Here is a 21165-nt window from a genome sequence, read left to right as displayed (position 1 = left end):
CCGTCTTCCCCGGCGCGGTTTACCGCGGCTACGGGGACGCCATCGCCGCCGGCGCCTACACACCGCCGGGGTTCACCGCGGCGCTGGGGCTGAAGGACCTGAAGCTCGCGCTGGACACCGCCGGCGAGCTCGGCGTCGAGCTTCCCGCCGGGCCGGTTCTTCAGGACGTGTTCACCACCGCGGTCGAGCAGATCGGCGCGGACCTCGACTGGGCGAGCATCGCCGAGGTGACCCGGAGGCGGTCCGTCGGCGAGTCGCGCTGAGAAGCCGCCGCTTCGCGGAGGGGGCGGCGGGAAGCAGACCGCCGAACGATGGAAATTTCACTGGCACACGGAGTAACCCTGCTGCCCCCGGGAGCCATGCCGGAGCGGCCCCCCGGCCCTTCGCCATGCGCTTGAGCAGCACCGCTTCCGGAATGCACACGACCGTGGTGGGGACAACCCCAGCACGGCCCGTCGGGTCTGCAGGTTTCCCGCCGGGGTTCCGCGCCGCAATACTCCCCCCGTGACCACCGACAAGCTCGTCCTCCCCTCGCCCCCACGGCCGGGAAGCGACTTCGCCCGGCTCTGCCGCCGGATCTCCGACGCCGGTCTCCTGGATCGCCGTCCCGGCTACTACACCGCCCGAATCGCGCTCGTGACCGTGCTGTTCGCGGGAGGCTGGGTCGCGTTCGCGCTGCTCGGCGACTCGTGGTGGCAGCTGGCTGTGGCCGCGTTCCAGGCCTTCATGTTCGGGCAGATCGCCCTGCTTTCGCACGATCTGGCGCATCGGCAGGTGTTCCGGACGCGTCGTCCGGCGGAGATCGCCGGTCGGCTGGCCGGAAATCTCGGCATCGGGATGAGTTACGGGTGGTGGATGGACAAGCACACCCGGCACCACGCGAACCCGAATCACGAGGAGCTGGACCCGGACGTCGACCCGGATGTGCTCGTCTGGTCGCAGCGGCAGGCTCGCGAGGCTCGCGGCGTGCCCCGGTTCATCGGCCGGCACCAGGCGTTCTTGTTCTTCCCGCTGCTCACCCTCGAAGGTCTCAATCTGCACTGGTCCGGCATCCGCGCGGTCGCGCGTCCGGGTCTGCGCCGTCGCGGGCTTGAAGCGGCGTTGCTGTTCACCCACATCGCGGTCTACCTCGCCGCGCTGTTCATCGTCCTGCCGCCGGGTCTCGCGCTGCTGTTTTTCGCGGTTCACCAGGGGCTTTGGGGCGTCTACATGGGTTCGATCTTCGCGCCGAACCACAAGGGCATGCCGACGCTGACCGGCAAGACCGATCTGGACTTCCTGCGCAAGCAGGTGCTCACCTCACGCAACGTCGCGGGCGGGCCGGTGATCGACGTCCTGCTCGGCGGCCTCAACCACCAGATCGAGCATCACCTGTTCCCGAGCATGCCGTCGGTGCATCTGCGCCGGGCTCAGCCGATGGTGGAGGCGTACTGCGCGGAGATCGGCATCTCGTACCTGCGGACGGGCCTGGTGTCTTCGTATCGGCAGACGCTCAAGCATCTGCACGAAGCTGGGGCCCCTCTCAGGAAGGCTTCGTAGACTCGGTGGCATGACGTTCCAAGCACTGACTCCGGCGGCCTTCGGCGCGAAGGCGGCCGGAGCACGTGCGGAGCGGATGCGCCAGTCTCCGCAGTACGCCGACGGCGTGTTCCACAACGCCGCCAAGACTCGCGCGACGCCCTCTTCGCCCGGAGCGCTCGTGCGCGAGTTCCTGTTCGGCGAAGACCGCGCCCGCCGTCGTCCGGGCGGCGCGATCCCGCTGATCTCCTCGCCCGCCGCCTCCTCCGCAGCCGGTCTTTTCCTTACCTGGTACGGACATGCGTCGACGCTGGTGGAGATCGACGGGGCCAGGGTGCTGTGCGATCCGGTGTGGGGCGACCGGGTTTCGCCCGCCGCCTTCGCCGGGCCGCGGCGGCTGCACGCTCCCCCGGTTTCGCTGCGGGAACTGGGCGAACTGGACGCGATCGTGATCTCCCACGACCACTACGACCACCTGGACCTGCCCACCGTCCAGGCGTTGATCGCGCTGACCGACGCGCCGTTTCTCGTCCCGCTCGGCGTCGGCGCGCACCTCGAACGGTGGCACGTCCCGGCCGCGCGGATCATCGAACTCGACTGGCACGAGGACGCCCTCGTGGCCGGGATCCGGTTCGTCGCCACGCCCGCGCAGCATTTCTCCGGCCGCGGCCTCGCGAACGACAGCACGCTCTGGGCGTCATGGGTGATCGCCGGTCCGGAGCATCGCGTCTTCTACAGCGGCGACACCGGGTATTTCGCCGGTTTCGCCGAGATCGGCGCGAAGCACGGCCCGTTCGACGCGACGCTGATCCAGGTCGGCGCGTACGCCCCGCATTGGCCGGACATCCACATGACACCGGAGGAAGGCGTCGCCGCCCATCTGGACGTGCGCGGCGGTTTGCTGATCCCGGTGCATTGGGCGACGTTCACGCTGGCCATGCACACCTGGTCGGATCCGGCGGACCGGGTGTGGCGGGAGGCCAAGGCCAACGATCTCCCGCTCGCGATCCCGAAGCCGGGACAGCGGATCGACGCGTCGGCCCCGCCGCCGGTGGACGGATGGTGGCAGACTCTCGGCTGACGGACGGTTCCCCCGTCCGCCAGCGCCAGGACCCGGCCGCGCTGGTCCACGCCGTCACGAGCGGACCCGACTGGCGTGCCGACGACCTGCTGCGGGCGTCCGAACAGACCCAGCTCCGCGTGGTCAAGGGCGGCGGCCCCCCGGACGCCTTGACGGTGCTGGGATTGCTCGGCCGCACCGCTCGCGTGCGTCGCGCCGCGCTCGCGTGCCTGCGCTAGACCGAGGCGCGCGAAGCCGCGAACTCGATCCGGTGCCGATGCACGTCGCCGAACATCTTCTCCGGGCTCATCACCGTCTTCATCACCACGGGCATCAGCAAGTCACGCATAATCCGCGCCACCGGGCCCGCCGCCTTGTCGTTGTTGATCTTCGCCGCCCGCGCGATGATCTTCTCCACCCGCTCCCGCCGGGCGGTCTCGTACGAGGCGAAAGCCGTTGCCACGTCGGGAGAATCCCGCAAAGCGCGCGCTAGTTCGAGCGAACTCTCGACCGCTTGCGAAGCGCCCTGCCCGGAACTCGGCGACGTCGGATGCGCGGCGTCGCCGACCAGGACGACCCGGCCGCGGTACCACGTCCGCACCGTCGGGATGTCCTCCAGCAGTCCAGGCTGGCCGACGTCTTCCGGTTTCAGCAGCGCGATGATGTCGCGCGCCGGGACGTCGTCCGCATGCCGGTCCCGCAGCACCGAAAGCCAATGCTCCGGCGACGCGGTCTTCGCCTCGGCCGGGTCGGCGGCCGGGACGTTGCTGAACCAGAGAATCTCTTCCGCGTCGATGAAGTAGCCGAAGAACGCCCGCTTGCCGAAGGCGAAATGCTGGTGCTTCCCGGTGACCGGCAGGCCGGGATTGCGGATCCAGCCGCCGAGGCCGAGCAATCCGGTGTAGCGCGGAGCAGGCACCGCCGGGTCCAAAACGGACCGGACAGCCGACCGGATGCCGTCCGCGCCGATCAGCACGTCGCCCGCTGCGGAAGAACCGTCCGCGAAGTGCGCGATCACCTGGTCCGGCTTGTTCTCGACGGACTTCAGCCGCTTGCCGAATTCGACCGTGATCCCCCGGCTCAGCGCTTCGTCCATCAACGCGCGGTACAGCCGGTCCCGGCGCATCAGCAAGCTCGGCGGCAGGCCCGGAAGCCCGTCGAACCTGCCGACCACCCGGCCCTTGTGGTTCTGCATCACCATTCCGGGCACCTCGATGCCGGCCGCGGCCACCGCGTCGTCGGCGTCGATCTGGCGCAAAGCGTTGCGCCCGTTGGGCGACAGCGTCAGCGCGCTGCCGACTCCGTCCGCCGTCGTGGAGTAAGCCTCGTAAACCGTGGCTTCGATTCCGGCTCGCTGCAACGCCATCGCGGTGGTCGCGCCGGCGATGCCCCCGCCGATCACTAGTACGTTCATGATCTCCCCTTGAAATAGGTTTCCCACGCCTGCCGGTAGTCCTCCCCGGCGACCGACTCGGCGAGCCGCTCGACGAAGCCGCGCTCCGCCTCGACTTTCGTCAGCCGGTATTCCTCCTCGACCAGGAACCACCAGGCGAGCCCCTGCTCTCGCCCGTTTTCGATCGCCGCGCGGATGTCGTCGGCGATGCCGGCGAGCGCGGCGAGCCGCTGCTGGAGCAGCTCGCGGAGCTCGTCCGCGGGCAGCACGACGAACAGCGACAGCGCCGCCCCGAACAGCGGGTATTCGGTGGCCGGTTCAGCGACGAGCTCGCGCATCCAGTCGAACAGCTCGAGCCGGCCGGTGGGCGTAATGGCGTAGACCGTCCGCTCCGGCCGCGCGGAATCGCGCAGCGTCTCCTGCGCCGCGATGAACCCGGCCTTCTCCAGCTGCCCGACCACCATGTACAGCGAGCTGCGGGTGTACTTGAAATCCCGCTCCTTGCCGTACTCCACGAACCGCCGTGCCATCTCGTACGGATGCATCGGCTCCTCGAGCAAGCCCGCCAGCACGGCCAGCCCGAGCGGATTCCCCACTACGCGTCGCTTCACCACAGCTCCTTAGTCAGGATCGACTATACGCAGAAGATTAGTCGATGTCGACTATGAGGTCGCGACGTGGGGTAGGAAGGAGGAATGAAGCTCAAGCTCGATCTTCACGACATCTACAACCGCGGCGGGGAGATCGACCGGGCGTTGCGCGCGGTCATCGACGAGGCGGTCGCGAAGAAGGCGCCGCTCGTGGAGATCATTCCGGGCAAAGGGTCCGGGCAGCTGAAGAAGCACGTGCTGCGGTTCCTGGAGCGCAAGGACGTCAAGGCGCTCTACCACCGCGTCGAGAAGGACAAAGACAACTTCGGGCGGGTGTTCGTGCACTTTCGCTGGAAGTAGCCTCGTGAGTGGCAATCGCGGTTCTAACCGCGATTGCCACTCACGAGACAGTCAGAGCCAGTCGTCCGGGCGGGGCCAGGGCATGAGCGCGGTGAGCGCGTCCGGCACCGGTTCGGTGACTGTGTAGCGGCCGCGGTGGAACAGCAGCGGGCGGGCATCGGACGTCTCGCCCAGCGCCGTCACCCGGCCGACCACCACGTAGTGGTCCCCGGCCGGGTGGACGGCCTGCACTTCGCAGTCGACCCAGGTCAGGGCTCCGTCCAGCAGCGGCGCACCGGAAGGGGCGGGCCGCCAGGACACTCCGGAGAACTTGTCGCCGCCGCGGCGGCCGAACTCGGCGCAGACCGACTGCTGGTCTTCGGCGAGCACGTTCACCGCGAACGTGCCCGCGGCGGCCAGCGCGGGCCAGGTGCGCGACGTCCGGGCGACGCAGAACAGCACCAGCGGCGGGTCCAGCGACAACGCCGCGAACGACTGGCAGGCAAACCCCACCGGTCCAGCCGACATGGGGTAATCGGCGAGAGCGGGGCCCTCGACGTAGCCGGTCACCACCGTCACGCCGGTGCAGAAATGGCCCAGCACCTCGCGAAACCGGTCCGGCACTGCCTCCGGAACGGCGGCTGTCATTGCGATCCCACCGAGAAATCGTGGCCCCACAACGAAACCGCGGTGCTTTCGCGGGCGATCCAGTCCTCGTCCTCGACCTGCCGGCCCTCGCAGCCGAACTCGACGTCGAAGCCGCCGGGGGTCTTCATGTAGAACGACAGCATCAGGTCGTTCACGTGCCGGCCCAGCGTCGCGGACATCGGGACGTTCTTGCGCTTCGCACGGTCCAGGCACAACCCGACGTCGTCGGTCTCCTCGACCTCCACCATCAGGTGCACGATCCCGCTCGGCGTCGGCATCGGCAGGAACGCCAGGCTGTGGTGGCGCGGATTGCAGCCGAAGAACCGCAGCCACGCCGGGTCGCCGTCGGCCGGGCGGCCCACCATCTGCGGCGGGAGACGCATCGAGTCGCGGAGCCGGAAGCCCAGCACGTCCCGGTAGAACCTCAGCGCTGCCTCGTCGTCGTGGGTCGACAAAACCACGTGACCCAAGCCCTGTTCACCGGTCACGAAGCGGTGGCCGTACGGGCTCACCACGCGCCGGTGCTGCAGCGCGACCCCGTGGAACACCTCCAGGGTGTTGCCCGACGGATCGGTGAAGCTGATCATCTCCGCCACGCGGCGGTCAGCCAACTCCTCCGGCGTGCCTTCCTTGTACGGCACCGAAGCGGCGTCGAGCCGGGTGCGGACCTCGTCCAGTTCCGCGGCATTGGCCGCTTCCCAGCCCGCCACCAGCAGACGGTCCTTCTCCCCCGGCACGATCACCAATCGCGCCGGGAAATCGTCCATACGCAGGTAAAGCGCGTTCGGGTCAGTGCCCGAACCCTCCACCATGCCGAGCACCTTCAGCCCGTAGACGCGCCAGGCGTCCATGTCCGTGGCCTCGATGCGCAGATATCCCAGCGAACGGATAGCCATCACGAACTCCCGAGGAAGTCGAGGGCGAGTCGGTTGAACTCGTCGAACTTCTCCAGCTGCGCCCAGTGGCCGCAGCCGCCGAACACGTGCAGTTGCGCACGCGGAATCGTCTTCAGCGCCAAGAGAGCGCCGTCGAGCGGGTTGACCCGGTCCTCCCGGCCCCACACGAGCAAGACCCGTTGCCGCAGGCGGTAAGCCTCGCGCCACAACATGCCTTCCTCGAAGGAATCCGGCAGGCTGAACGACTTGCCCATCGCCCGCATCGCGGCGAGCGACTCCGGCGAACGCGCGATTTCGAAGCGTTCGTCGATCAGCTCGTCCGTCACCAAAGCCTGGTCGTGCACCATGATCCGGAGGAACGCTTCCATCCGCTCCCGGGTCGGATCCCCGGCGAATCGGGACAGCAGCCGCACGCCTTCGGTGGGATCCGGGGCGAACAGGTTGACGCTCAACCCGCCCGCGCCCATCAGCACCAGCCGCCCGGCGCGTCCTGGATGGTTCAGCGCGAGCCGGACCGCCGCGCCCGCGCCGAGCGAATTGCCGACGATGTGCGCTTTTTCGATGCCGAGCTGGTCCATCAGGCCGACGACCGCGTCCGAGCTGTGCCGGAAGTACTGCGGGTGCTCAGTCGGCTTGTCGGACCGGCCGAAGCCCGGCTGGTCGATCGCCAGTGTGCGGTAAGACTTCCCGAACACCGGCAGGTTGCGGCCGAAGTTGCTCCACGCCGAGGCTCCGGGGCCGCCGCCGTGCAGCAACAGCACCGTCTCGGCGTTCTCCGCGCCGGACTCGTGGTAGTGCAGGCGAAGTCCGCCCGCAGTGTCTGCATAGGAACCTTCGGGCGCCATCAGACCATCGCATTCTCGACGGGCAAACCGAATTCGCCGGTACCGAACATGACGTACGCGCGCTCGGCGTCGTTCGCCGCGTGCACCCGGCCCGCGTGCGCGTCGCGCCAGAAGCGCTGGATCGGCGTGCCCCGCTGCAGCGCGCGGCCGCCGGAGTTCTCGAAAAGCCGGTCGATCGCGGAGATCGCCCGCTCGGTGCCGCGCACCTGGTCCCGGCGCACCCGAAGCCGCGTGCTGAACGGCAGCTTCTCGCCCTTGCAGGCCAGCTGGTACAGCTCGTCGATGTTGTGTGTCAGCTGCAGCCAGGCCGCGTCGATCTCGCTGCCCGCCTCGGCGATCCGCACCTTCGAGAACGGGTCCTCTTTGGACTGTTCGCCCGCGTACGCCGCCCGCACTCGCTTGCCCTGATGCTCCACGTGCGCGTCGTACGCGCCCTGCGCCATCCCGATGATCGGCGCGGTGATGGTGCTCGGGTGCACCGAGCCGTACGGCAGCCGGTACAGCGGACCAGGGTTGACTTCCTGGCCCGGGGTCTTGCACTTCGACGTCGCCATGAAGCTCAGCGCGCGGTGCTTGGGCACGAACACGTCCTCGACGACGATGTCGTTGGACCCGGTGCCGCGCAGCCCGACCGTGTCCCAGACGTCCACAATGGAGTAGTCCGAGATCGGCACGAGATACGTGCAGAAGTCCACCGGCTTGCCGTCGGCGAACGCCGGCCCGCCCAGCAGCACCCACGTGCAGTGGTCGCTTCCGGACGAGAAGCTCCATCGCCCGGACAGCCGATAGCCGCCCTCGACGACGGTCGCCTTGCCCATCGGCGCGTACGAAGAAGAAATCCGCACGTCGTGGTCCTCGCCCCACACGTCCGCCTGGGCTTGCGCGTCAAACAACGCGACGTGCCACGGGTGCACGCCGAGAATCGACGCGACCCAGCCGGTGGACCCGCAGGCGCTCGCGATGAGCTTGACCGCGGTGTAGAAGGTGACCGGGTCGGCTTCCAAGCCGCCGTACGGTTTCGGTTGCAGCAGGCGGAAAAATCCGGTCTCCTGCAGCGCTTTCACTGATTCGGCGGGGATCCGACGGGCGTCCTCGGTCTCCTGTGCGCGTTCCCGCAGCACGGGAAGAAGGTCGCGCACCCCCGCGATCACGGCAGCCAGCTCGCTCATCGGCCGTCCTCTCTCGCTCGACACGCTCAAGACTAGAACACGTTCTCGTTTTTGTCGACGCGGTCCGCGCCGTGAGCGCCGTGCAACCCTGCCCGGCGGCCGGAAAACACGCAGTCAGCCAGCGAAAGACCGCTCACATACGACCTGGAACAGATTCCCACTGCGGTGCGTCCTGCAGCGTAAAGACCGCGTACGCCGGCCACCGCGCCGGTGTCCTCGTCGACCACCAGGCCGCCTAGTGTCAGCATCGGGCACGGGTAGCCGAGGTTGGGTTTCACCGACACGTCGATGAGCGAGTACGGCGGCGTGTCCAGCGGCCGCGCGAAGTCCGCCGGTTTGCCCGCCGGGTCCGGACCGCGCTGATACTCGGCGTAAGTCGCCGCGAGCCCAGCCGGGTCGATTCCGGCCCGTGCGGCCACTTCTTCAAGAGTCCCCGCGGTCACCCGGCCCTTGCCCAGCAGATAGCGCAGCTGCAGCGTCGCGAACCATTGACCTTGTTTTCGCCCGTCCCGCCGGGCTTCGGCGACGATCGGCTCGTCGACCAGCAGCCAGCCGCGTCCGCCGTGCTCGGCGATCATCCGCTCGCCGATCGCCGCGCCGTACCGGGATTCGTCGATGATCCGCCGCCCGTCCGCGCCCACCAGCAGCCCGCCGAGAAACGCCGACGGCGGCGTCAGAAACCGCCACGCCGACACCCGGTCCAGCTCCGCCGCGCGCCCGCCGACCTCGACGCCCATCCGGATGCCGGAACCGTCGTCGGCGGAGGTCCCGAGATCCAGCCCGCCGCGATACGCGGGCGCATGCTCGCGCACCATCGCGCGGTTCACGATGAATCCGCCCGCCGCCAGCACCACGCCTCGCCGCGCACTAATCCGCAGCTCACGCGCGTGCTTGCGCTCAATCCGTTCCACCCGCTGATGCAAGGACCGACGCATCGCAGGCACGTAAATCCCCGGCTTGGCCGCCCAATCCGCGAGCCGCGCATGCCGCGCGCGCACCCACGAAGGCGCATCCCGCAGACTGTGCGTGAGCACCCCGGTGACCGTGCCGGAGTCATCTGTGATCAGGTTCATCGCCTGCGTTTGCGGCAGCACCTTCACGCCGCGCTCGCGAGCCGCGGCCAGCAACTGCTTCATCAGCAGCTTCCCGGACGTGCCCGGCCCCTTGACCCGGTGTCCGCGCGGCGCGGGTTTCGCCACGTCGCGGAAGCCGCCGGACAGTTCGCTGCCGGAGTAATACAAGTAATGCTTGTTGCTGGGATACGAGGTCTTGTAGTCACACATGCTGCCCTCGAACGGCACGCCTTGCCGCTCCAGCCACGCCACCATGTCGACGCTTTCCTCGCAGAACCGCCGCAACGTCCGTTCCGACACGACGTCGCCGGTTTCCATCCGCAGGTACGCGTACATCGCGTCCACGCTGTCGTCGACGCCCGCGGCGCGCTGCTGCGGCGTTCCTCCCCCGGCGTAGACCACGCCGCCGCTCACGCGACTGGCCCCGCCGCCGGAAAACCGGTCCACTAGGAGCACGCTGGCGCCCGCGTCGGCCGCTTCGATGGCCGCGCACACGCCGGCCGCGCCGGCTCCGATGATCACGACGTCCGCCCCGAGCTCGTCCATAGTCCGCCACCCTAGAACTGGAACACGTTCTCGTCTATGGTGACGGAAGTGGCCCCGAGCAGGCCAGCTTTAGCCGATAACACGTTGCATGTGAGGTGGCATGTCGGACGAGTACGACGTGGTGGTGGCCGGCAGCGGCGCCGCCGGGATGACCGCCGCGCTCGCCGCCGCCCATCGCGGGCTTTCCGTGGTGGTGCTGGAAAAGGCAGCCTGCTTCGGCGGTTCGACCGCCCGCTCCGGCGGGGGCGTCTGGCTGCCCGGCAACCACGCGCTGCGGGCCGCGGGCATCGAAGAACCACCCGAACGCGCGAGGCAGTACCTGGAGTCGATCGTCGGCGACGTCGTGCCGGAGCGGTTGCGCACGACCTTCCTCGACCACGGCCCCGAGGTGCTGGAGTTCGTCACGCGGAACACGCCGCTGGAGTTCCAGTGGGTCCCCGGATACAGCGACTACCACCCCGAAGCGCCCGGCGGACGTCCCGGCGGCCGGTCCGTGGAGCCGAAGCCGCTCGACGGCAAACTCCTCGGCGCCGACCTCGCGCGGCTCGAACCGCCCTACAGCGCGCCGCCGCTCGGCGTGCCGATCACCCAGTCGGACTATCGCTGGCTGAGCCTGATCGCCCGGCATCCGCGCGGGTTCGCCCGGATGCTGTCGCTCGGGATGAAATGGCTGGTCGGGCGGGTCCGCGGGCAGCAGCCGCTGTCCATGGGGCAAGCGCTTGCGGCCGGGCTGCGGAAGGGCCTGCGGGACGCCGGCGTCGAGGTCCTGCTGGACACGCCGCTGGTCGATCTGCAGGTGGAAAACGACGTCGTCACCGGCATCGTGGCGCGTCGCAACGGCGAAGAGACACTGTTCCGCGCGCGTCGCGGAGTGGTGCTGGCCTGCGGCGGCTTCGAGCACAACGAAGAGATGCGCACCAAGTACCAGCGCGCGCCGATCGGCACCGAATGGACCGTCGGCGCGGAGGCGAACACCGGCGACGGCATCAACGCCGGCCTCAAGCTCGGCGCGGCGACCGACCTGATGGACGACGCCTGGTGGGGCCCGTCGTTCCCGCTCACCGGCGGTCCGTGGTTCGCGCTCGCCGAGCGGTCCCGGCCCGGCTGCCTGATGGTCGACGCCGACGGCACGCGGTTCGTGAACGAATCCGCGCCGTACGTCGAGGCCGTGCACGCGATGTACGGCGACGGCGACGGTCCCGGCAAGCACGTCCCCGCGTGGCTGGTGTTCGACCAGCGCTACCGCGACCGCTACCTGTTCACCGGCCTCGGCCCGCGGCAGCCGCTGCCCGGGCGCTGGTACAAGGCCGGGATCGTGGCGAAGTCCGCGACGCTGGCCGGGCTCGCCGAGAAGATCGATGTGCCCGCCGACGCGCTGGAGCAGACCGTCACGCGGTTCAACGGCTTCGCGCGCAAGGGCGTCGACGACGACTTCCAGCGCGGGCTCAGCGCCTACGACCACTACTACGGCGACCCGCGCAACCGTCCCAACCCGAGCCTCGGCGAACTCGCCAAGGCCCCGTACTACGCGGTCCGCGTGGTGCCCGGCGACCTGGGCACCAAGGGCGGGCTGCGGATTGACGAAAAGGCCCGCGTCCTGCGAGAGGACGGCACGGTCGTGCCCGGCCTCTACGCGGCGGGCAACACCGGCGCGCCGGTGATGGGCCGGACCTACGCCGGACCGGGCGCGACCATCGGCCCGGCGATGGTGTTCGGCTACCTTGCGGCACAGGCGCTGGCGAACGAAGATCAGACCGGCACGGGAGGCAGGCAGTGACGCCGAAGACCGATGGATCCGAGATCCGCACGATCGACGCCGGGGCGCCCCCGGCGCGGTATGCCCGCGGCTGGCACTGCCTCGGGCTGGCCGAAAGCTTCCGCGACGGCAAGCCGCACGCGGTGCAGGCGTTCGGCACGAAGCTCGTCGTGTTCGCGGACACGGCCGGAAAGCTCAACGTGCTCGACGGGTACTGCCGGCACATGGGCGGCGACCTGACCCAGGGTTCGGTGAAGGGCGACGAGATCGCCTGCCCGTTCCACGACTGGCGCTGGGGCGGCAACGGCAAGTGCAAGTCGATCCCCTACGCCAAGCGGGTCCCGCTGCGGGCGCGCACGCGAGCGTGGCAGGTGCTGGAGGAGAACAAGCAGTTGTTCGTCTGGCACGACCCGGAGGGCAACCCGCCGCCGGAGAACGTCGTGATCCCGCGCGTCGAGGGCGCGTTCAGCGACGAGTGGAGCAACTGGACCTGGGACTCGATCCTCATCGAGAACGCCAACTGCCGCGAGATCATCGACAACGTCGTGGACATGGCGCACTTCTTCTACATCCACTACGCCTTCCCCACGTATTTCAAGAACGTGTTCGAGGGCCACATCGCCACCCAGTACCTCAACACCAAGGGCCGCCCGGACATGGGCATGGCGTCCAATTACGGCGGCGAGGAAAACCTGCTCCGCTCGGAGGCGTCGTATTTCGGCCCCTCCTACATGATCAACTGGCTGGTGAACTCCTTCCAGGGCTTCGAAATCGAGAACGTGCTGATCAACTGCCACTACCCGGTTTCGCCGACGTCGTTCGTGCTGCAGTGGGGCATCATGGTCAAGAAGATGCCCGGGATTTCCGACGAGCACGCGGACAAGATCGCCGGGAAGCTCGCGAAGGGCATCGGCGTCGGGTTCCTGCAGGACGTGGAGATCTGGAAGAACAAGACCAAGATCGACAATCCGTTGCTGTGCGAGGAGGACGGCCCGGTTTACCAGCTGCGCCGCTGGTACGACCAGTTCTATGTGGACGCCGCGGACGTCACCGAGGACATGACGCGCCGGTTCGAGTTCGAAGTGGACACCACGAAGGCGAACGAGGTGTGGGCGGCCGAGGTGCAGGAAAACCTGGCGCGCCAGCGGGCGGAGGCCGAGGTGGCGGCTGAGTCGGAGGAGGCTGGGGTGTGACGGCCGAAGCCACCGAATTCCTCACCTCCGGGCTGCGGCCGCACGAGTGCCGCAGCTGCGGAACCTGTGTGCTGGTCAAGAAAAACAGCCTGAAGCACACCAGCATCCAGTGGACCACCGACGCCGCGACCAGCTGTCCGGTGTTCGCCGCGCACGCCGCGTCCGGCGGCAACACCGCGTTGCTGGACACCTGCGAGAAACTCGCGGACAGCATCGACACCGCGGTGCGCGACGGCAATTTCGGGCAGGTGCGCAATGACTGACGTCGTCACGCTCACCGTCGCCGAGGTGATCGAGGAAACCGCGGACGCCCGGTCCATTGTGTTCACGGTTCCGGACGAGCATCTCGACCGGTTCGCCTACTCCCCCGGGCAATTCCTCACCCTGCGGATTCCCAGCGAACAAACGGGTTCCGTCGCGCGGTGCTACTCGCTTTCCAGCGCGCCGCACGAGGGCCGGGTGCAGGTCACGGTCAAGCGAACTGTCGACGGCTACGGCTCGAATTGGGTTTGCGACGAGCTTCGGGCGGGCGCGACGATCGACGTGCTGCGGCCGTCCGGCGTGTTCTGCCCGTCCTCTTTGGACTCGGACTTCCTGTTGTTCGCCGCGGGCAGCGGGATCACGCCGGTGATGTCGATCCTGAAGTCGGCGCTGGAAAAGGGCGACGGCCAGGTGGTGCTGGTTTACGCCAATCGCGACGAGCAGTCGGTGATCTTCGCCGCGGAATTGCGCGAACTGGCCGAGCGGTTCGGCGACCGGCTCACCGTGGTGCATTGGCTGGAAAGCCTGCAGGGACTGCCGACCGTCACGGCGTTGCGGGCGCTTGCCAAGCCTTACGTGGGCCATGAAGCGTTCCTCTGCGGCCCGGCTCCGTTCATGGCCGCCGCACAGGACGCGTTGCGCGAACTCGGTGCGCCGCGCGAACGCGTGCACGTGGAGAAGTTCCACTCGCTCACGGGGAATCCCTTCGCGGACGAACCTGAACCAGAGGAAGACGCCAGCGGTGAGACCACCGCGCTCACCGTCGACCTCGACGGCGAGACCCGGCAGATCACCTGGCCGCGGCAGCGGAAGCTGCTCGACCACCTGCTCGCCGAGGGTCTCGACGCGCCGTATTCCTGCCGCGAGGGCCAGTGCAGCGCGTGCGCGTGCCGCATCGTCTCCGGCGAAGTGAAAATGCTGAACAACGAGGTGCTGGACGCCGACGACATCGCCGACGGGATCGTGCTGGCCTGCCAGTCGGTACCGTTGACCGACGAGGTGTCCGTCAGCTACGAGTGAGTGGAGAGTCCGTGCCCATCGATCCCGCGGTCGCGATCGGAGCCGATCTCGGCGAGGTCCGTTTCGCCTGGACGCCGTCCGACGTGCTGCTGTACCACCTGGCCGTCGGCGCGGGCGCGGATCCGGTGGCCGAGCGCGAACTGCGCTACACCTACGAGCGCGATCTCCGCGTGCTGCCGACCTTCGCCACCGTCGCGGCGAATCTGCGCACCTTCGAGCCGCCCGCGCTGAAGTTTCCCGGCGTCGACGTCGACCTGGCGAAAGTGCTGCACGGCAAGCAAGAGATCGAACTGCACCGGCCGATCCCGGTCGAGGGCAAGGCGGTCGCGCGGACCCGGATCGCCGACGTCTTCGACAAGGGCAAGGCCGCGGTGCTGGTGCAGGAGACCGAGGTCGCCGACGAGTCCGGCGCTCCATTGTGGACAGCCAGGTCCAGCATCTTCGCCCGCGGCGAGGGCGGCTTCGGCGGCGAACGCGGACCGTCGGACAAGATCGAGTGGCCCGACCGCGAACCGGACGCCGTGCTCGACGTGCCGACCCTGCCGCAGCAGGCGCTTTTGTACCGGCTGTGCGGCGACCGCAACCCGCTGCACGCCGACCCGGCGTTCGCCGCAGCCGCCGGGTTCGACCGGCCGATCCTGCACGGGCTGTGCACGTACGGCGTGGTCGCGAAGGCCGTGGTCGACGCGTTCCTCGACGGCGATCCCGAGCGCGTCTCGGCATTCGGGACGAAGTTCGCCGGCGTCGTGTTCCCCGGCGAAAACCTGCGCGTGCGCGTGTGGCGTGAAAACGGACGTCTGCTGGTCACGACCACCGCGCCGGAACGTGGCGATGCGCCTGTGCTGGCCGACACAGTGCTCCGGCCCCGCTGACCTTCGGGACCGTTATACGGTTGTCCCATGGCGGACGAGACCTTCTTCGTGGTGCGCGGGCCAGTCGAACCGGGCGACAAGCGCGGCCGTGAGCTGGGCTTCCCCACCGCGAACATCGCGCTGCGCGACCAGCGCGGCGAACTGGGCGACGGGGTGTGGGCCGGCTGGGCGGAGCGCGCGGACGGCACGCGCGTGGCCGCCGCGGTGTCGGTAGGCCGCCGCCCGACCTACTACGGAGCCGACGGCTACCGGCTGGTCGAGGCCTTCCTGCTCGACTTCGAGGGCGACCTGTACGGCGAACGCCTCACCGTCTGGCTCGGCAAGCACCTGCGCGACCAGCAGGGGTTCGGTTCCGCGCAGGAGCTGATCGACGCACTGGGCCGGGATGTTGCTGCGGCTCGCGAGTGGGTTGCGGCGCATCCGGCGGACACGCTGCCGACGCTGGCGGAGCTGCCGCCGGACGGCGAAGTCCAGCGGATCGGCTGATTCGCCGACGTTGATTCGCGCGGTGGCGTGCAGCATGACATCCATGTCTGCTGGCGCTCTGCCAAAGCTGGCCAAGCAGCGTGCAAGAATTCCCGCCGCAACGATGAAGTCCAGCAGCTGGGCTGATCCCACCGGACTAATCCGCCGGGACTGATTCCGCCGAGGTTGACTCGCGCGGTGGCGAGCAGCACGACCCCCCATGCCTGCTGGCGCTCTGCCAAAGCTGGCCGAGCACGCTCCGCGCGCAAGAATTCCCGCCGCAACGGCGAAATCCAGCAGCTGGGCTGATTCCGCCGGACTAATCTGCCGGGACTAATGCACCGAGGCTGATTCCGCCGGGTTCGCTTCACCCTGGCCGGTTCGCCTGGCCGGTTCGCCGGGCTGATTCACGCTGGCTGAGGCACCAGCGTCGATTTACCAGGCTGCTCCCCACCGGAACGGCGAAGTCCAGCAACTGGGCTGATCCCGCCGGACTAATCCACCGAAGCTGATTCCGCCGGGTTCGCGTCACCCTGGCCGCTTCGCCGGGTTGACGCACACTGGCTGAAGCACCCGGTTCGAGTCGCCAGGCTGCTCCCCGCCGGATCGAGTCAGACAGCGGCGATCAGCATGACACCCATCCCCGCGCCCATCGCCGCCCGGCACAGCGTCCGGGACGCGTGTCCCGGCACCGTCGTTCCGCGTGACCGCATCGCCACCACGCCCGAGCGGACCGCGTCCACCGCGAAGTAAGCCGCGGCCCCCAGCGCGACCACCGGCCACGCCAGCCGGGTGTCCATTGTGGACATCGTCATCCATGGCCCGTGCACCATTCCGCCGTGCGGCATCGCGGTGACCATGTACAGCATCGCCGCCGCCGACAGCGCGTGATGTGCGCAGCTATGGCCCTCGGCGCGACCCCGCCAGGCAGCGAAAGCGAACCAGCCCGCGGTCAGCACCAGCACCGCCTGCCAGCCCGCCGCGGGGATCGGGCCGCCGACCGGGGACAGCATCGCGACCATCGCCACCACCAGCAGCAGTTCGGCGAGGTCGCCGTTGCGCACCCGATCGCCGAGGCTGACGTAGTCGAGCCTCACCAGCCGCAGCACGCACGGCAGCGCCAGCAACGCGAACAGCGCGGTGAACAGCCAGGCCAGCGGCACACTCACCTCGGCACCTCACTCCTCCGGACACGCTGCGTCACACGGGCCTTACCACCGTGACACGCGCGAGGCGGCAGGCACCAGCCAGCAATGAGGTGATCCGCGTTGACCCACAAGGGCTATGCGCGGGCCGACAAGCCCAGCTCAGGCCGCTACCCTCGGCCGATGCGCCCGCTGAGATACTCCATCAACGTCACGCTGGACGGCTGCTGCGACCACCTCGCCGGCATCGCCCCGGACGAGGAGATGCACCGGCATTCGACCGAAATCATCGCCCGCGCCGACGCTCTCCTCTTCGGCCGCGTGCTCTACGAAATGATGGAAGCGGCGTGGCGGCCGTCCGGGCAGCCCGCCGAGCGGCCGGACTGGATGGAGCCGTTCGGCCGGACGATCGACGCGGCCAAGAAGTACGTCGTGTCCAGCAAGCTCGAGCGCGTCGACTGGAACGCCGAGCTCGTGCGCGGCGATCTTCGGGAAGCGGTGCTGCGGCTCAAAGACCAGCCCGGCAAGGGGTTGTACACCGGCGGCCTGCAGTTGCCGCTCGCGTTGGCCGCGATGGGGCTGATCGACGAGTACGAGTTCGTGGTGCATCCCCGGATCGCGGGACGCGGGCCGACCTTGTTCGCCGGGCTGCCGGAGCACCTCGACCTGAAGCTCGTGGACCGGCTGGAGTTCTCCTCCGGTGCGGTGGCGATGCGGTATGAGCCCAAGAATCCTCAGCGGGCCTGAGTCAACACCAGTCCACTCGTCGGGACGCCGGTTCCCGCCGTGACCACCGCGGTACCGGCGTTGGCGACCTGGTTCGCCGCCGTGCCGCGCAGCTGGCGGACTGCCTCCGCGATGCCGTTCATGCCGTGGATGTAGGCCTCGCCGAGCTGGCCGCCGTGCGGGTTGAGCGGCAGCTTCCCGTCGAGGGTCAGCGTGTCGCCCGCGATGAAGTCCTTCGCCTCGCCGCGACCGCAGAAACCCAGTTCCTCCAGCTGCATCAGGACATACGGGGTGAAGTGGTCGTACAGCACCGCGACGTCCACATCGGACGGTCCAATGCCGGACTGGCCCCACAGCTGCCGTCCGACCACGCCCATTTCCGGCAGCGCGGCGAGATCGTCGCGGTAGTAGCTGGTCATCACGTACTGGTCCGGCCCGCTCCCCTGCGCCGCCGCCGACACCACCACCGGCGTCTGCCGGAGGTCGCGTGCGCGTTCGAGGCTGGTGATCACCAGCGCGACGCCGCCGTCGCTTTCCTGGCAGCAATCGAGCAGGTGCAACGGTTCCGCGACCCAACGCGAAGACTGATGCTCCTCCAGCGTGATCGGCCGGCCGTGGAACCAGGCGTTCGGGTTGGTCGCCGCGTGCGCCCGGTCGATGACCGCGATCTTGCCGAAATCCTCGCTGGTGGCCCCGTATTCGTGCAGATACCGCTGCGCGACCATGGCCACCGTCGCGGCCGGGGTCGCGATGCCCATCGGGTAGTGGAACGCATTGTCCACACCGGACGTATTGACCTGCTGCGCCGCGGCCGCCGATACGCGGCCGAACCGCATTCCGGAGCGCTCGTTGAACGCCCGGTACGCGACCACGACGTCGGCGATCCCGCTCGAGACCGCCATCGCCGCCTGCTGCACGGTCGCCGCTGCCGCGCCGCCGCCGTAATGCACGCGGCTGAAGAACGTCAGCTCCGGAATGCCCAGCTCGCGGGCGAGCGCGATTTCCGCGTTGCCGTCCATGGTGAACGACACCATGCCGTCCACATCGGACGGTTTCAATCCGGCGTCCGCCAGTGCGTGACTCACGCATTCGGCCGCCAGTCGCAGTTCGCTGCGTCCGGAATCCTTAGAGAACTCCGTCGCGCCGATTCCGGCAATGGCGGTGGTCCCGGTGAACGTCATGCGTCCTCCTCCGGCAGCGTCAGCGAAACCGTGCCGGTCACGTGCGCACCTAGACTGTCCACAGCGGACACTTCGAGCTCGACGTCGTTGCCTTCGCGAGCGGTGACCCGGCCGGAAAAGGCGAGCGTGTCCCCGGCGTAGCACGGCACGCCGAGCCGGATCTTGATCGAGCGGATGAGCGCTTGCGGACCGGCCCATTCGCTCACGTACCGCTGCACCAGCCCGGTGTCGGTAAGGATGTTGAGGAAAATGTCCTTCGACCCGCGCGCGACCGCGGCGTCCCGGTCGTGGTGCACGTCCTGGAAATCGCGGGTCGCCAACGCCGTACTGATCACGAATGTCGGCGTCGCTTCGAGCACCATCGGCGGCAGTTCGGTCCCGACTGCGGCAGTCATCGCGCCACCTTCCACGCGGGCAGGGTCAGGTCGTCGTCGACGCGCACGAACGCGGCGGTCACCGGAAGTCCGATGTGGACCTCGTCCGGTTCGGCGTCCAGCAGTTCGGCCATCACCCGCACGCCTTCCTCCAGCTCCACGAGCGCGACCACGAACGGCAGCCGCTTGCCCGGAACCGCTGGATGGTGGTGCACGACGAAGCTGTAGACCGTTCCGCGTCCGCTGGCGACGACGTAGTCCGGCGTCGTGTCGAGCGATCCGTCCGGCGGCATCGGGCCGGGCGGATGCCGCAGCACGTCGCCCCAGCGCTGGATGCGCAGTTCGCCCTCGCGCAGGCCGTCCCAGAAGAACTTGGTGTCGTGGCTGATCACTGGACGCAGCACCGGCGACGGCGGCGGTTCCGGTTCGCGCGGGCGGAACTTCAGCACGCGGAACACCATGTCCGCCACCAGTTCCCCGTCGACGTACCAATTCGTCCGGGTGGTCACGAACCAGCCCTCGCCGAGCCCGGTGCGCTTCGGACCGGTGACGTCCTCCAGCACGTTCGTGGTCGAAACGTGTTCGCCGGGCCGGAGATACCGGTGATAGGTCTGCTCGGAGTTAGTGGCCACAATGGACGTGTACCCGGCGTCGTCGAGCACCTTCAGGATCGCGCCGAGCGGGTCGTCGTCCCCTCGCACGCCGTGCAGCCCCGGCATGGTCCACACCTGCGCCATCGCCGGCGGCGCGACGAGTCCCTTGTGGACGCTCGTCTCGGCGAAGTCCGCGTCGGTGTACACCGGATTGGCGTCGCCGATCGCCTCGACCCAGTTGTTCACCATCGCCTGGTTCACCGGATCGCGCGCGTACCTCAGCGCGCTTTCGCCCTGTGCGGCGATTTTCGCGGCGGCTTCCTCGATCGTCATCGCGGCACCCTCGGCAGTTTCAGTCCGGCGGAGGCGATCAATTCGCGCTGGATCTCGCTGACGCCTCCGCCGAACGTCAGCACCAGGTTCCGTTTCGCCAGCACGTCGAGCCATTCGGCGAGTTCCGCGGTGTCCGGGTCGGCGAGGTCGCCGTGCCGCCCGACCAATTCCTCCAGCAGCCGCCCGATCCGCTGGATTCGCTCGGAGGCGAACACTTTCGTCGCCGAAGCGTCCGCGATCTCGACCGACCCGTCCGCCGCTGCCGCCGCGACCTGCCAGTTCAGCAGTTCGTTGACCCGCGCGACCGCGAACGTCTCGGCCAGCACCGCGCGCACGTCCGGAAGGTCGAGCAGCGCCGCGCCTTCCGGGGTCCGGCGCGCCGCCGCCCACGCCCACACGCGGTCGTGCAGGCCGCCGATGCGCCCGGCCGGGCCGAGCATCACGCGCTCGTGGTTGAGCTGCGTCGTGATCAGCCGCCAGCCGCGGTTTTCCTCGCCCACCAGCATGTTCGCCGGCACCCGGACGTCCTCGTAGAACGTCGCGTTGACGTGGTGCGCGCCGTCGCAGGTGATGATCGGCGTCCACGAATAGCCGGGGTCGCGGGTGTCGACGATGAGGATCGAGATGCCCTTGTGCTTCGGCGCGTCCGGATCGGTGCGCACGGCGAGCCACACGTAATCCGCGTCGTGGCCGCCGGTGGTGAAGATTTTCTGGCCGTTGATCACGTAATCGTCGCCGTCGCGGACCGCGCGCGTGCGCAACGAGGCGAGATCCGTTCCGGCTTCCGGTTCGGTGTAGCCGATGGCGAAGTGCACTTCTCCGGCCAGAATCTTCGGCAGGAACATCGCTTTCTGTTCCTCAGTACCGAATGCCTGCAACGTCGGCCCGACTGTCTGCAGGGTCACCGACGGAAGCTGGACGTCCGCGCGGGCGGCTTCGTCCACGAAGATGTGCTGCTCGATTTCGCCGAAACCGCCGCCGCCGTACTCCTTGGGCCAGCCGACGCCGAGCTTCCCGTCGCGGCCCATCCGGCGTACGACGTCGCGGTACACCTGGCCGTGCCGTTCGCGCAGCAACGCCCGGCGCTCGTCGGCGGTCAGCAGACCCGCGAAGTACTCGCGCAGCTGCGCCCGCAGTTCTTGTTGCGCGGCAGTCAGTTCGATGTGCAT

24 protein-coding genes are annotated in these 21165 nt (G+C 68.7%); 12 read left to right on the top strand and 12 right to left on the bottom strand.

Translation table 11 applies throughout. The annotated features are described in order from the left end of the window. The 4 genes from ACWDNU_RS34115 to ACWDNU_RS34100 all read left to right on the top strand — a co-directional run. Positions 1-263: NAD-binding protein (locus ACWDNU_RS34115; RefSeq protein ID WP_449671890.1), on the top strand; the 263-nt coding region annotated here is incomplete at its 5' end. Between the two features lie 241 nt (positions 264-504). Next, positions 505-1539, top strand: coding sequence for a fatty acid desaturase family protein (locus tag ACWDNU_RS34110; RefSeq protein ID WP_370938954.1), 1035 nt, complete (start codon positions 505-507; stop codon positions 1537-1539). 10 nt (positions 1540-1549) lie between these two features. Further along, entirely contained in the window at positions 1550-2599 is a 1050-nt protein-coding gene (locus tag ACWDNU_RS34105) for an MBL fold metallo-hydrolase (protein ID WP_449671889.1), read from the top strand. After that, on the top strand, positions 2578-2817 hold the full coding sequence (locus tag ACWDNU_RS34100; protein ID WP_449671888.1) for a hypothetical protein: 240 nt from the start codon (positions 2578-2580) through the stop codon (positions 2815-2817). Before ACWDNU_RS34105 ends, ACWDNU_RS34100 begins: the two co-directional genes overlap by 22 nt. On the opposite strand, the gene ACWDNU_RS34095 is transcribed toward ACWDNU_RS34100, so the two are convergent. Both ACWDNU_RS34095 and ACWDNU_RS34090 read right to left on the bottom strand, forming a co-directional pair. Continuing rightward, positions 2814-3992, bottom strand: a complete 1179-nt coding sequence (locus ACWDNU_RS34095) for an FAD-dependent oxidoreductase (RefSeq protein WP_449671887.1) — start codon at positions 3990-3992, stop codon at positions 2814-2816. The genes ACWDNU_RS34100 and ACWDNU_RS34095 overlap by 4 nt on opposite strands. Beyond that, positions 3989-4582 (bottom strand): PadR family transcriptional regulator, encoded by a 594-nt coding sequence (locus tag ACWDNU_RS34090; protein ID WP_370938958.1) that lies wholly within the window; start codon positions 4580-4582, stop codon positions 3989-3991. Before ACWDNU_RS34090 ends, ACWDNU_RS34095 begins: the two co-directional genes overlap by 4 nt. Positions 4583-4666: 84 nt before the next feature. On the opposite strand from ACWDNU_RS34090, the gene ACWDNU_RS34085 reads away from it, so the two are divergent. Further along, the gene (locus ACWDNU_RS34085; RefSeq protein WP_009075408.1) at positions 4667-4921 is read left to right on the top strand and encodes a Smr/MutS family protein; all 255 of its coding nucleotides are present in this window, start codon (positions 4667-4669) and stop codon (positions 4919-4921) included. Positions 4922-4972: 51 nt separating this feature from the next. Here ACWDNU_RS34085 and hsaB read toward each other — a convergent pair whose 3' ends face one another. Genes hsaB through ACWDNU_RS34060 form a run of 5 tightly spaced genes read right to left on the bottom strand, consistent with a single transcriptional unit; the run spans position 4973 to position 10077 of the window. Beyond that, positions 4973-5548: a 3-hydroxy-9,10-secoandrosta-1,3,5(10)-triene-9,17-dione monooxygenase reductase subunit gene (gene hsaB / locus ACWDNU_RS34080; RefSeq protein ID WP_449671886.1), complete on the bottom strand. Its 576-nt coding sequence runs from the start codon at positions 5546-5548 to the stop codon at positions 4973-4975. Further along, a complete protein-coding gene (hsaC, locus tag ACWDNU_RS34075; protein WP_449671885.1) occupies positions 5545-6444 on the bottom strand; it encodes an iron-dependent extradiol dioxygenase HsaC in 900 nt (299 codons plus the stop codon). The genes hsaB and hsaC overlap by 4 nt, the downstream gene beginning before the upstream one ends. Continuing rightward, a complete protein-coding gene (gene hsaD, locus ACWDNU_RS34070; RefSeq protein ID WP_449671884.1) occupies positions 6444-7289 on the bottom strand; it encodes a 4,5:9,10-diseco-3-hydroxy-5,9,17-trioxoandrosta-1(10),2-diene-4-oate hydrolase in 846 nt (281 codons plus the stop codon). Before hsaD ends, hsaC begins: the two co-directional genes overlap by 1 nt. Then, a complete protein-coding gene (gene hsaA / locus ACWDNU_RS34065) occupies positions 7289-8458 on the bottom strand; it encodes a 3-hydroxy-9,10-secoandrosta-1,3,5(10)-triene-9,17-dione monooxygenase oxygenase subunit (RefSeq protein WP_043829213.1) in 1170 nt (389 codons plus the stop codon). Before hsaA ends, hsaD begins: the two co-directional genes overlap by 1 nt. 32 nt (positions 8459-8490) lie before the next feature. Next, positions 8491-10077, bottom strand: a complete 1587-nt coding sequence (locus ACWDNU_RS34060; RefSeq protein WP_449671883.1) for an FAD-binding protein — start codon at positions 10075-10077, stop codon at positions 8491-8493. 100 nt (positions 10078-10177) lie between these two features. Between ACWDNU_RS34060 and kstD the strand changes: the two genes are divergently transcribed. From kstD to ACWDNU_RS34030, 6 genes are read left to right on the top strand one after another with little or no spacing between them, the layout of a single operon-like run. Further along, the gene (gene kstD, locus ACWDNU_RS34055) at positions 10178-11854 is read left to right on the top strand and encodes a 3-oxosteroid 1-dehydrogenase (RefSeq protein ID WP_449671882.1); all 1677 of its coding nucleotides are present in this window, start codon (positions 10178-10180) and stop codon (positions 11852-11854) included. Further along, positions 11851-13026, top strand: a complete 1176-nt coding sequence (locus tag ACWDNU_RS34050) for a Rieske 2Fe-2S domain-containing protein (RefSeq protein ID WP_449671881.1) — start codon at positions 11851-11853, stop codon at positions 13024-13026. Before kstD ends, ACWDNU_RS34050 begins: the two co-directional genes overlap by 4 nt. After that, complete coding sequence (locus tag ACWDNU_RS34045) at positions 13023-13289, top strand: hypothetical protein (protein ID WP_116206106.1); 267 nt, start codon at positions 13023-13025, stop codon at positions 13287-13289. Before ACWDNU_RS34050 ends, ACWDNU_RS34045 begins: the two co-directional genes overlap by 4 nt. Beyond that, on the top strand, positions 13282-14307 hold the full coding sequence (locus ACWDNU_RS34040) for a 2Fe-2S iron-sulfur cluster-binding protein (RefSeq protein WP_449671880.1): 1026 nt from the start codon (positions 13282-13284) through the stop codon (positions 14305-14307). The genes ACWDNU_RS34045 and ACWDNU_RS34040 overlap by 8 nt, the downstream gene beginning before the upstream one ends. 11 nt (positions 14308-14318) lie before the next feature. Continuing rightward, positions 14319-15179 carry a MaoC/PaaZ C-terminal domain-containing protein gene (locus ACWDNU_RS34035; protein ID WP_449671879.1) on the top strand — a complete coding sequence of 287 codons (861 nt, stop codon included), beginning with the start codon at positions 14319-14321 and terminating at the stop codon, positions 15177-15179. Positions 15180-15206: 27 nt separating this feature from the next. Then, the gene (locus ACWDNU_RS34030; RefSeq protein ID WP_449671878.1) at positions 15207-15665 is read left to right on the top strand and encodes a riboflavin kinase; all 459 of its coding nucleotides are present in this window, start codon (positions 15207-15209) and stop codon (positions 15663-15665) included. A 590-nt stretch (positions 15666-16255) separates the two neighbouring features. Here the strand turns inward: ACWDNU_RS34030 and ACWDNU_RS34025 are convergent. Next, the gene (locus tag ACWDNU_RS34025; protein WP_449671877.1) at positions 16256-16813 is read right to left on the bottom strand and encodes a DUF5134 domain-containing protein; all 558 of its coding nucleotides are present in this window, start codon (positions 16811-16813) and stop codon (positions 16256-16258) included. Positions 16814-16972: 159 nt separating this feature from the next. Between ACWDNU_RS34025 and ACWDNU_RS34020 the strand changes: the two genes are divergently transcribed. After that, a complete protein-coding gene (locus tag ACWDNU_RS34020; RefSeq protein WP_449671876.1) occupies positions 16973-17536 on the top strand; it encodes a dihydrofolate reductase family protein in 564 nt (187 codons plus the stop codon). Here the strand turns inward: ACWDNU_RS34020 and ACWDNU_RS34015 are convergent. The 4 genes from ACWDNU_RS34015 to ACWDNU_RS34000 are packed head-to-tail and all read right to left on the bottom strand — an operon-like array spanning position 17524 to position 21165. Continuing rightward, on the bottom strand, positions 17524-18696 hold the full coding sequence (locus ACWDNU_RS34015) for a lipid-transfer protein (protein WP_449671875.1): 1173 nt from the start codon (positions 18694-18696) through the stop codon (positions 17524-17526). The two genes, ACWDNU_RS34020 and ACWDNU_RS34015, sit on opposite strands and share 13 nt — an antisense overlap. After that, positions 18693-19091 carry a MaoC family dehydratase gene (locus ACWDNU_RS34010; RefSeq protein ID WP_370938968.1) on the bottom strand — a complete coding sequence of 133 codons (399 nt, stop codon included), beginning with the start codon at positions 19089-19091 and terminating at the stop codon, positions 18693-18695. The genes ACWDNU_RS34015 and ACWDNU_RS34010 overlap by 4 nt, the downstream gene beginning before the upstream one ends. Continuing rightward, positions 19088-19996: a bifunctional MaoC family dehydratase N-terminal/OB-fold nucleic acid binding domain-containing protein gene (locus ACWDNU_RS34005; protein ID WP_449671874.1), complete on the bottom strand. Its 909-nt coding sequence runs from the start codon at positions 19994-19996 to the stop codon at positions 19088-19090. The genes ACWDNU_RS34010 and ACWDNU_RS34005 overlap by 4 nt, the downstream gene beginning before the upstream one ends. Further along, positions 19993-21165: an acyl-CoA dehydrogenase family protein gene (locus tag ACWDNU_RS34000; RefSeq protein ID WP_449671892.1), complete on the bottom strand. Its 1173-nt coding sequence runs from the start codon at positions 21163-21165 to the stop codon at positions 19993-19995. Before ACWDNU_RS34000 ends, ACWDNU_RS34005 begins: the two co-directional genes overlap by 4 nt.

The sequence above is a fragment of the Amycolatopsis sp. NPDC003676 genome, from assembly GCF_053587275.1.
Note: the sequence above shows the minus strand (reverse complement) of the source record. Positions and strands in the feature narration are given on the sequence as shown.

What these genes read in the sequence shown, in the direction of transcription:
- ACWDNU_RS34105 (WP_449671889.1), top strand. Translation starts at nt 1,550, where the DNA reads ATGACGTTCCAAGCACTGACTCCGGCGGCCTTCGGCGCGAAGGCGGCC.
- ACWDNU_RS34100 (WP_449671888.1), top strand. Translation starts at nt 2,578, where the DNA reads ATGGTGGCAGACTCTCGGCTGACGGACGGTTCCCCCGTCCGCCAGCGC.
- ACWDNU_RS34095 (WP_449671887.1), bottom strand. Translation starts at nt 3,992, where the DNA reads ATGAACGTACTAGTGATCGGCGGGGGCATCGCCGGCGCGACCACCGCG.
- ACWDNU_RS34085 (WP_009075408.1), top strand. Translation starts at nt 4,667, where the DNA reads ATGAAGCTCAAGCTCGATCTTCACGACATCTACAACCGCGGCGGGGAG.
- hsaB (WP_449671886.1), bottom strand. Translation starts at nt 5,548, where the DNA reads ATGACAGCCGCCGTTCCGGAGGCAGTGCCGGACCGGTTTCGCGAGGTG.
- hsaC (WP_449671885.1), bottom strand. Translation starts at nt 6,444, where the DNA reads ATGGCTATCCGTTCGCTGGGATATCTGCGCATCGAGGCCACGGACATG.
- hsaD (WP_449671884.1), bottom strand. Translation starts at nt 7,289, where the DNA reads ATGGCGCCCGAAGGTTCCTATGCAGACACTGCGGGCGGACTTCGCCTG.
- hsaA (WP_043829213.1), bottom strand. Translation starts at nt 8,458, where the DNA reads ATGAGCGAGCTGGCTGCCGTGATCGCGGGGGTGCGCGACCTTCTTCCC.
- ACWDNU_RS34060 (WP_449671883.1), bottom strand. Translation starts at nt 10,077, where the DNA reads ATGGACGAGCTCGGGGCGGACGTCGTGATCATCGGAGCCGGCGCGGCC.
- kstD (WP_449671882.1), top strand. Translation starts at nt 10,178, where the DNA reads ATGTCGGACGAGTACGACGTGGTGGTGGCCGGCAGCGGCGCCGCCGGG.
- ACWDNU_RS34040 (WP_449671880.1), top strand. Translation starts at nt 13,282, where the DNA reads ATGACTGACGTCGTCACGCTCACCGTCGCCGAGGTGATCGAGGAAACC.
- ACWDNU_RS34030 (WP_449671878.1), top strand. Translation starts at nt 15,207, where the DNA reads ATGGCGGACGAGACCTTCTTCGTGGTGCGCGGGCCAGTCGAACCGGGC.
- ACWDNU_RS34020 (WP_449671876.1), top strand. Translation starts at nt 16,973, where the DNA reads ATGCGCCCGCTGAGATACTCCATCAACGTCACGCTGGACGGCTGCTGC.
- ACWDNU_RS34015 (WP_449671875.1), bottom strand. Translation starts at nt 18,696, where the DNA reads ATGACGTTCACCGGGACCACCGCCATTGCCGGAATCGGCGCGACGGAG.
- ACWDNU_RS34010 (WP_370938968.1), bottom strand. Translation starts at nt 19,091, where the DNA reads ATGACTGCCGCAGTCGGGACCGAACTGCCGCCGATGGTGCTCGAAGCG.
- ACWDNU_RS34005 (WP_449671874.1), bottom strand. Translation starts at nt 19,996, where the DNA reads ATGACGATCGAGGAAGCCGCCGCGAAAATCGCCGCACAGGGCGAAAGC.
- ACWDNU_RS34000 (WP_449671892.1), bottom strand. Translation starts at nt 21,165, where the DNA reads ATGCACATCGAACTGACTGCCGCGCAACAAGAACTGCGGGCGCAGCTG.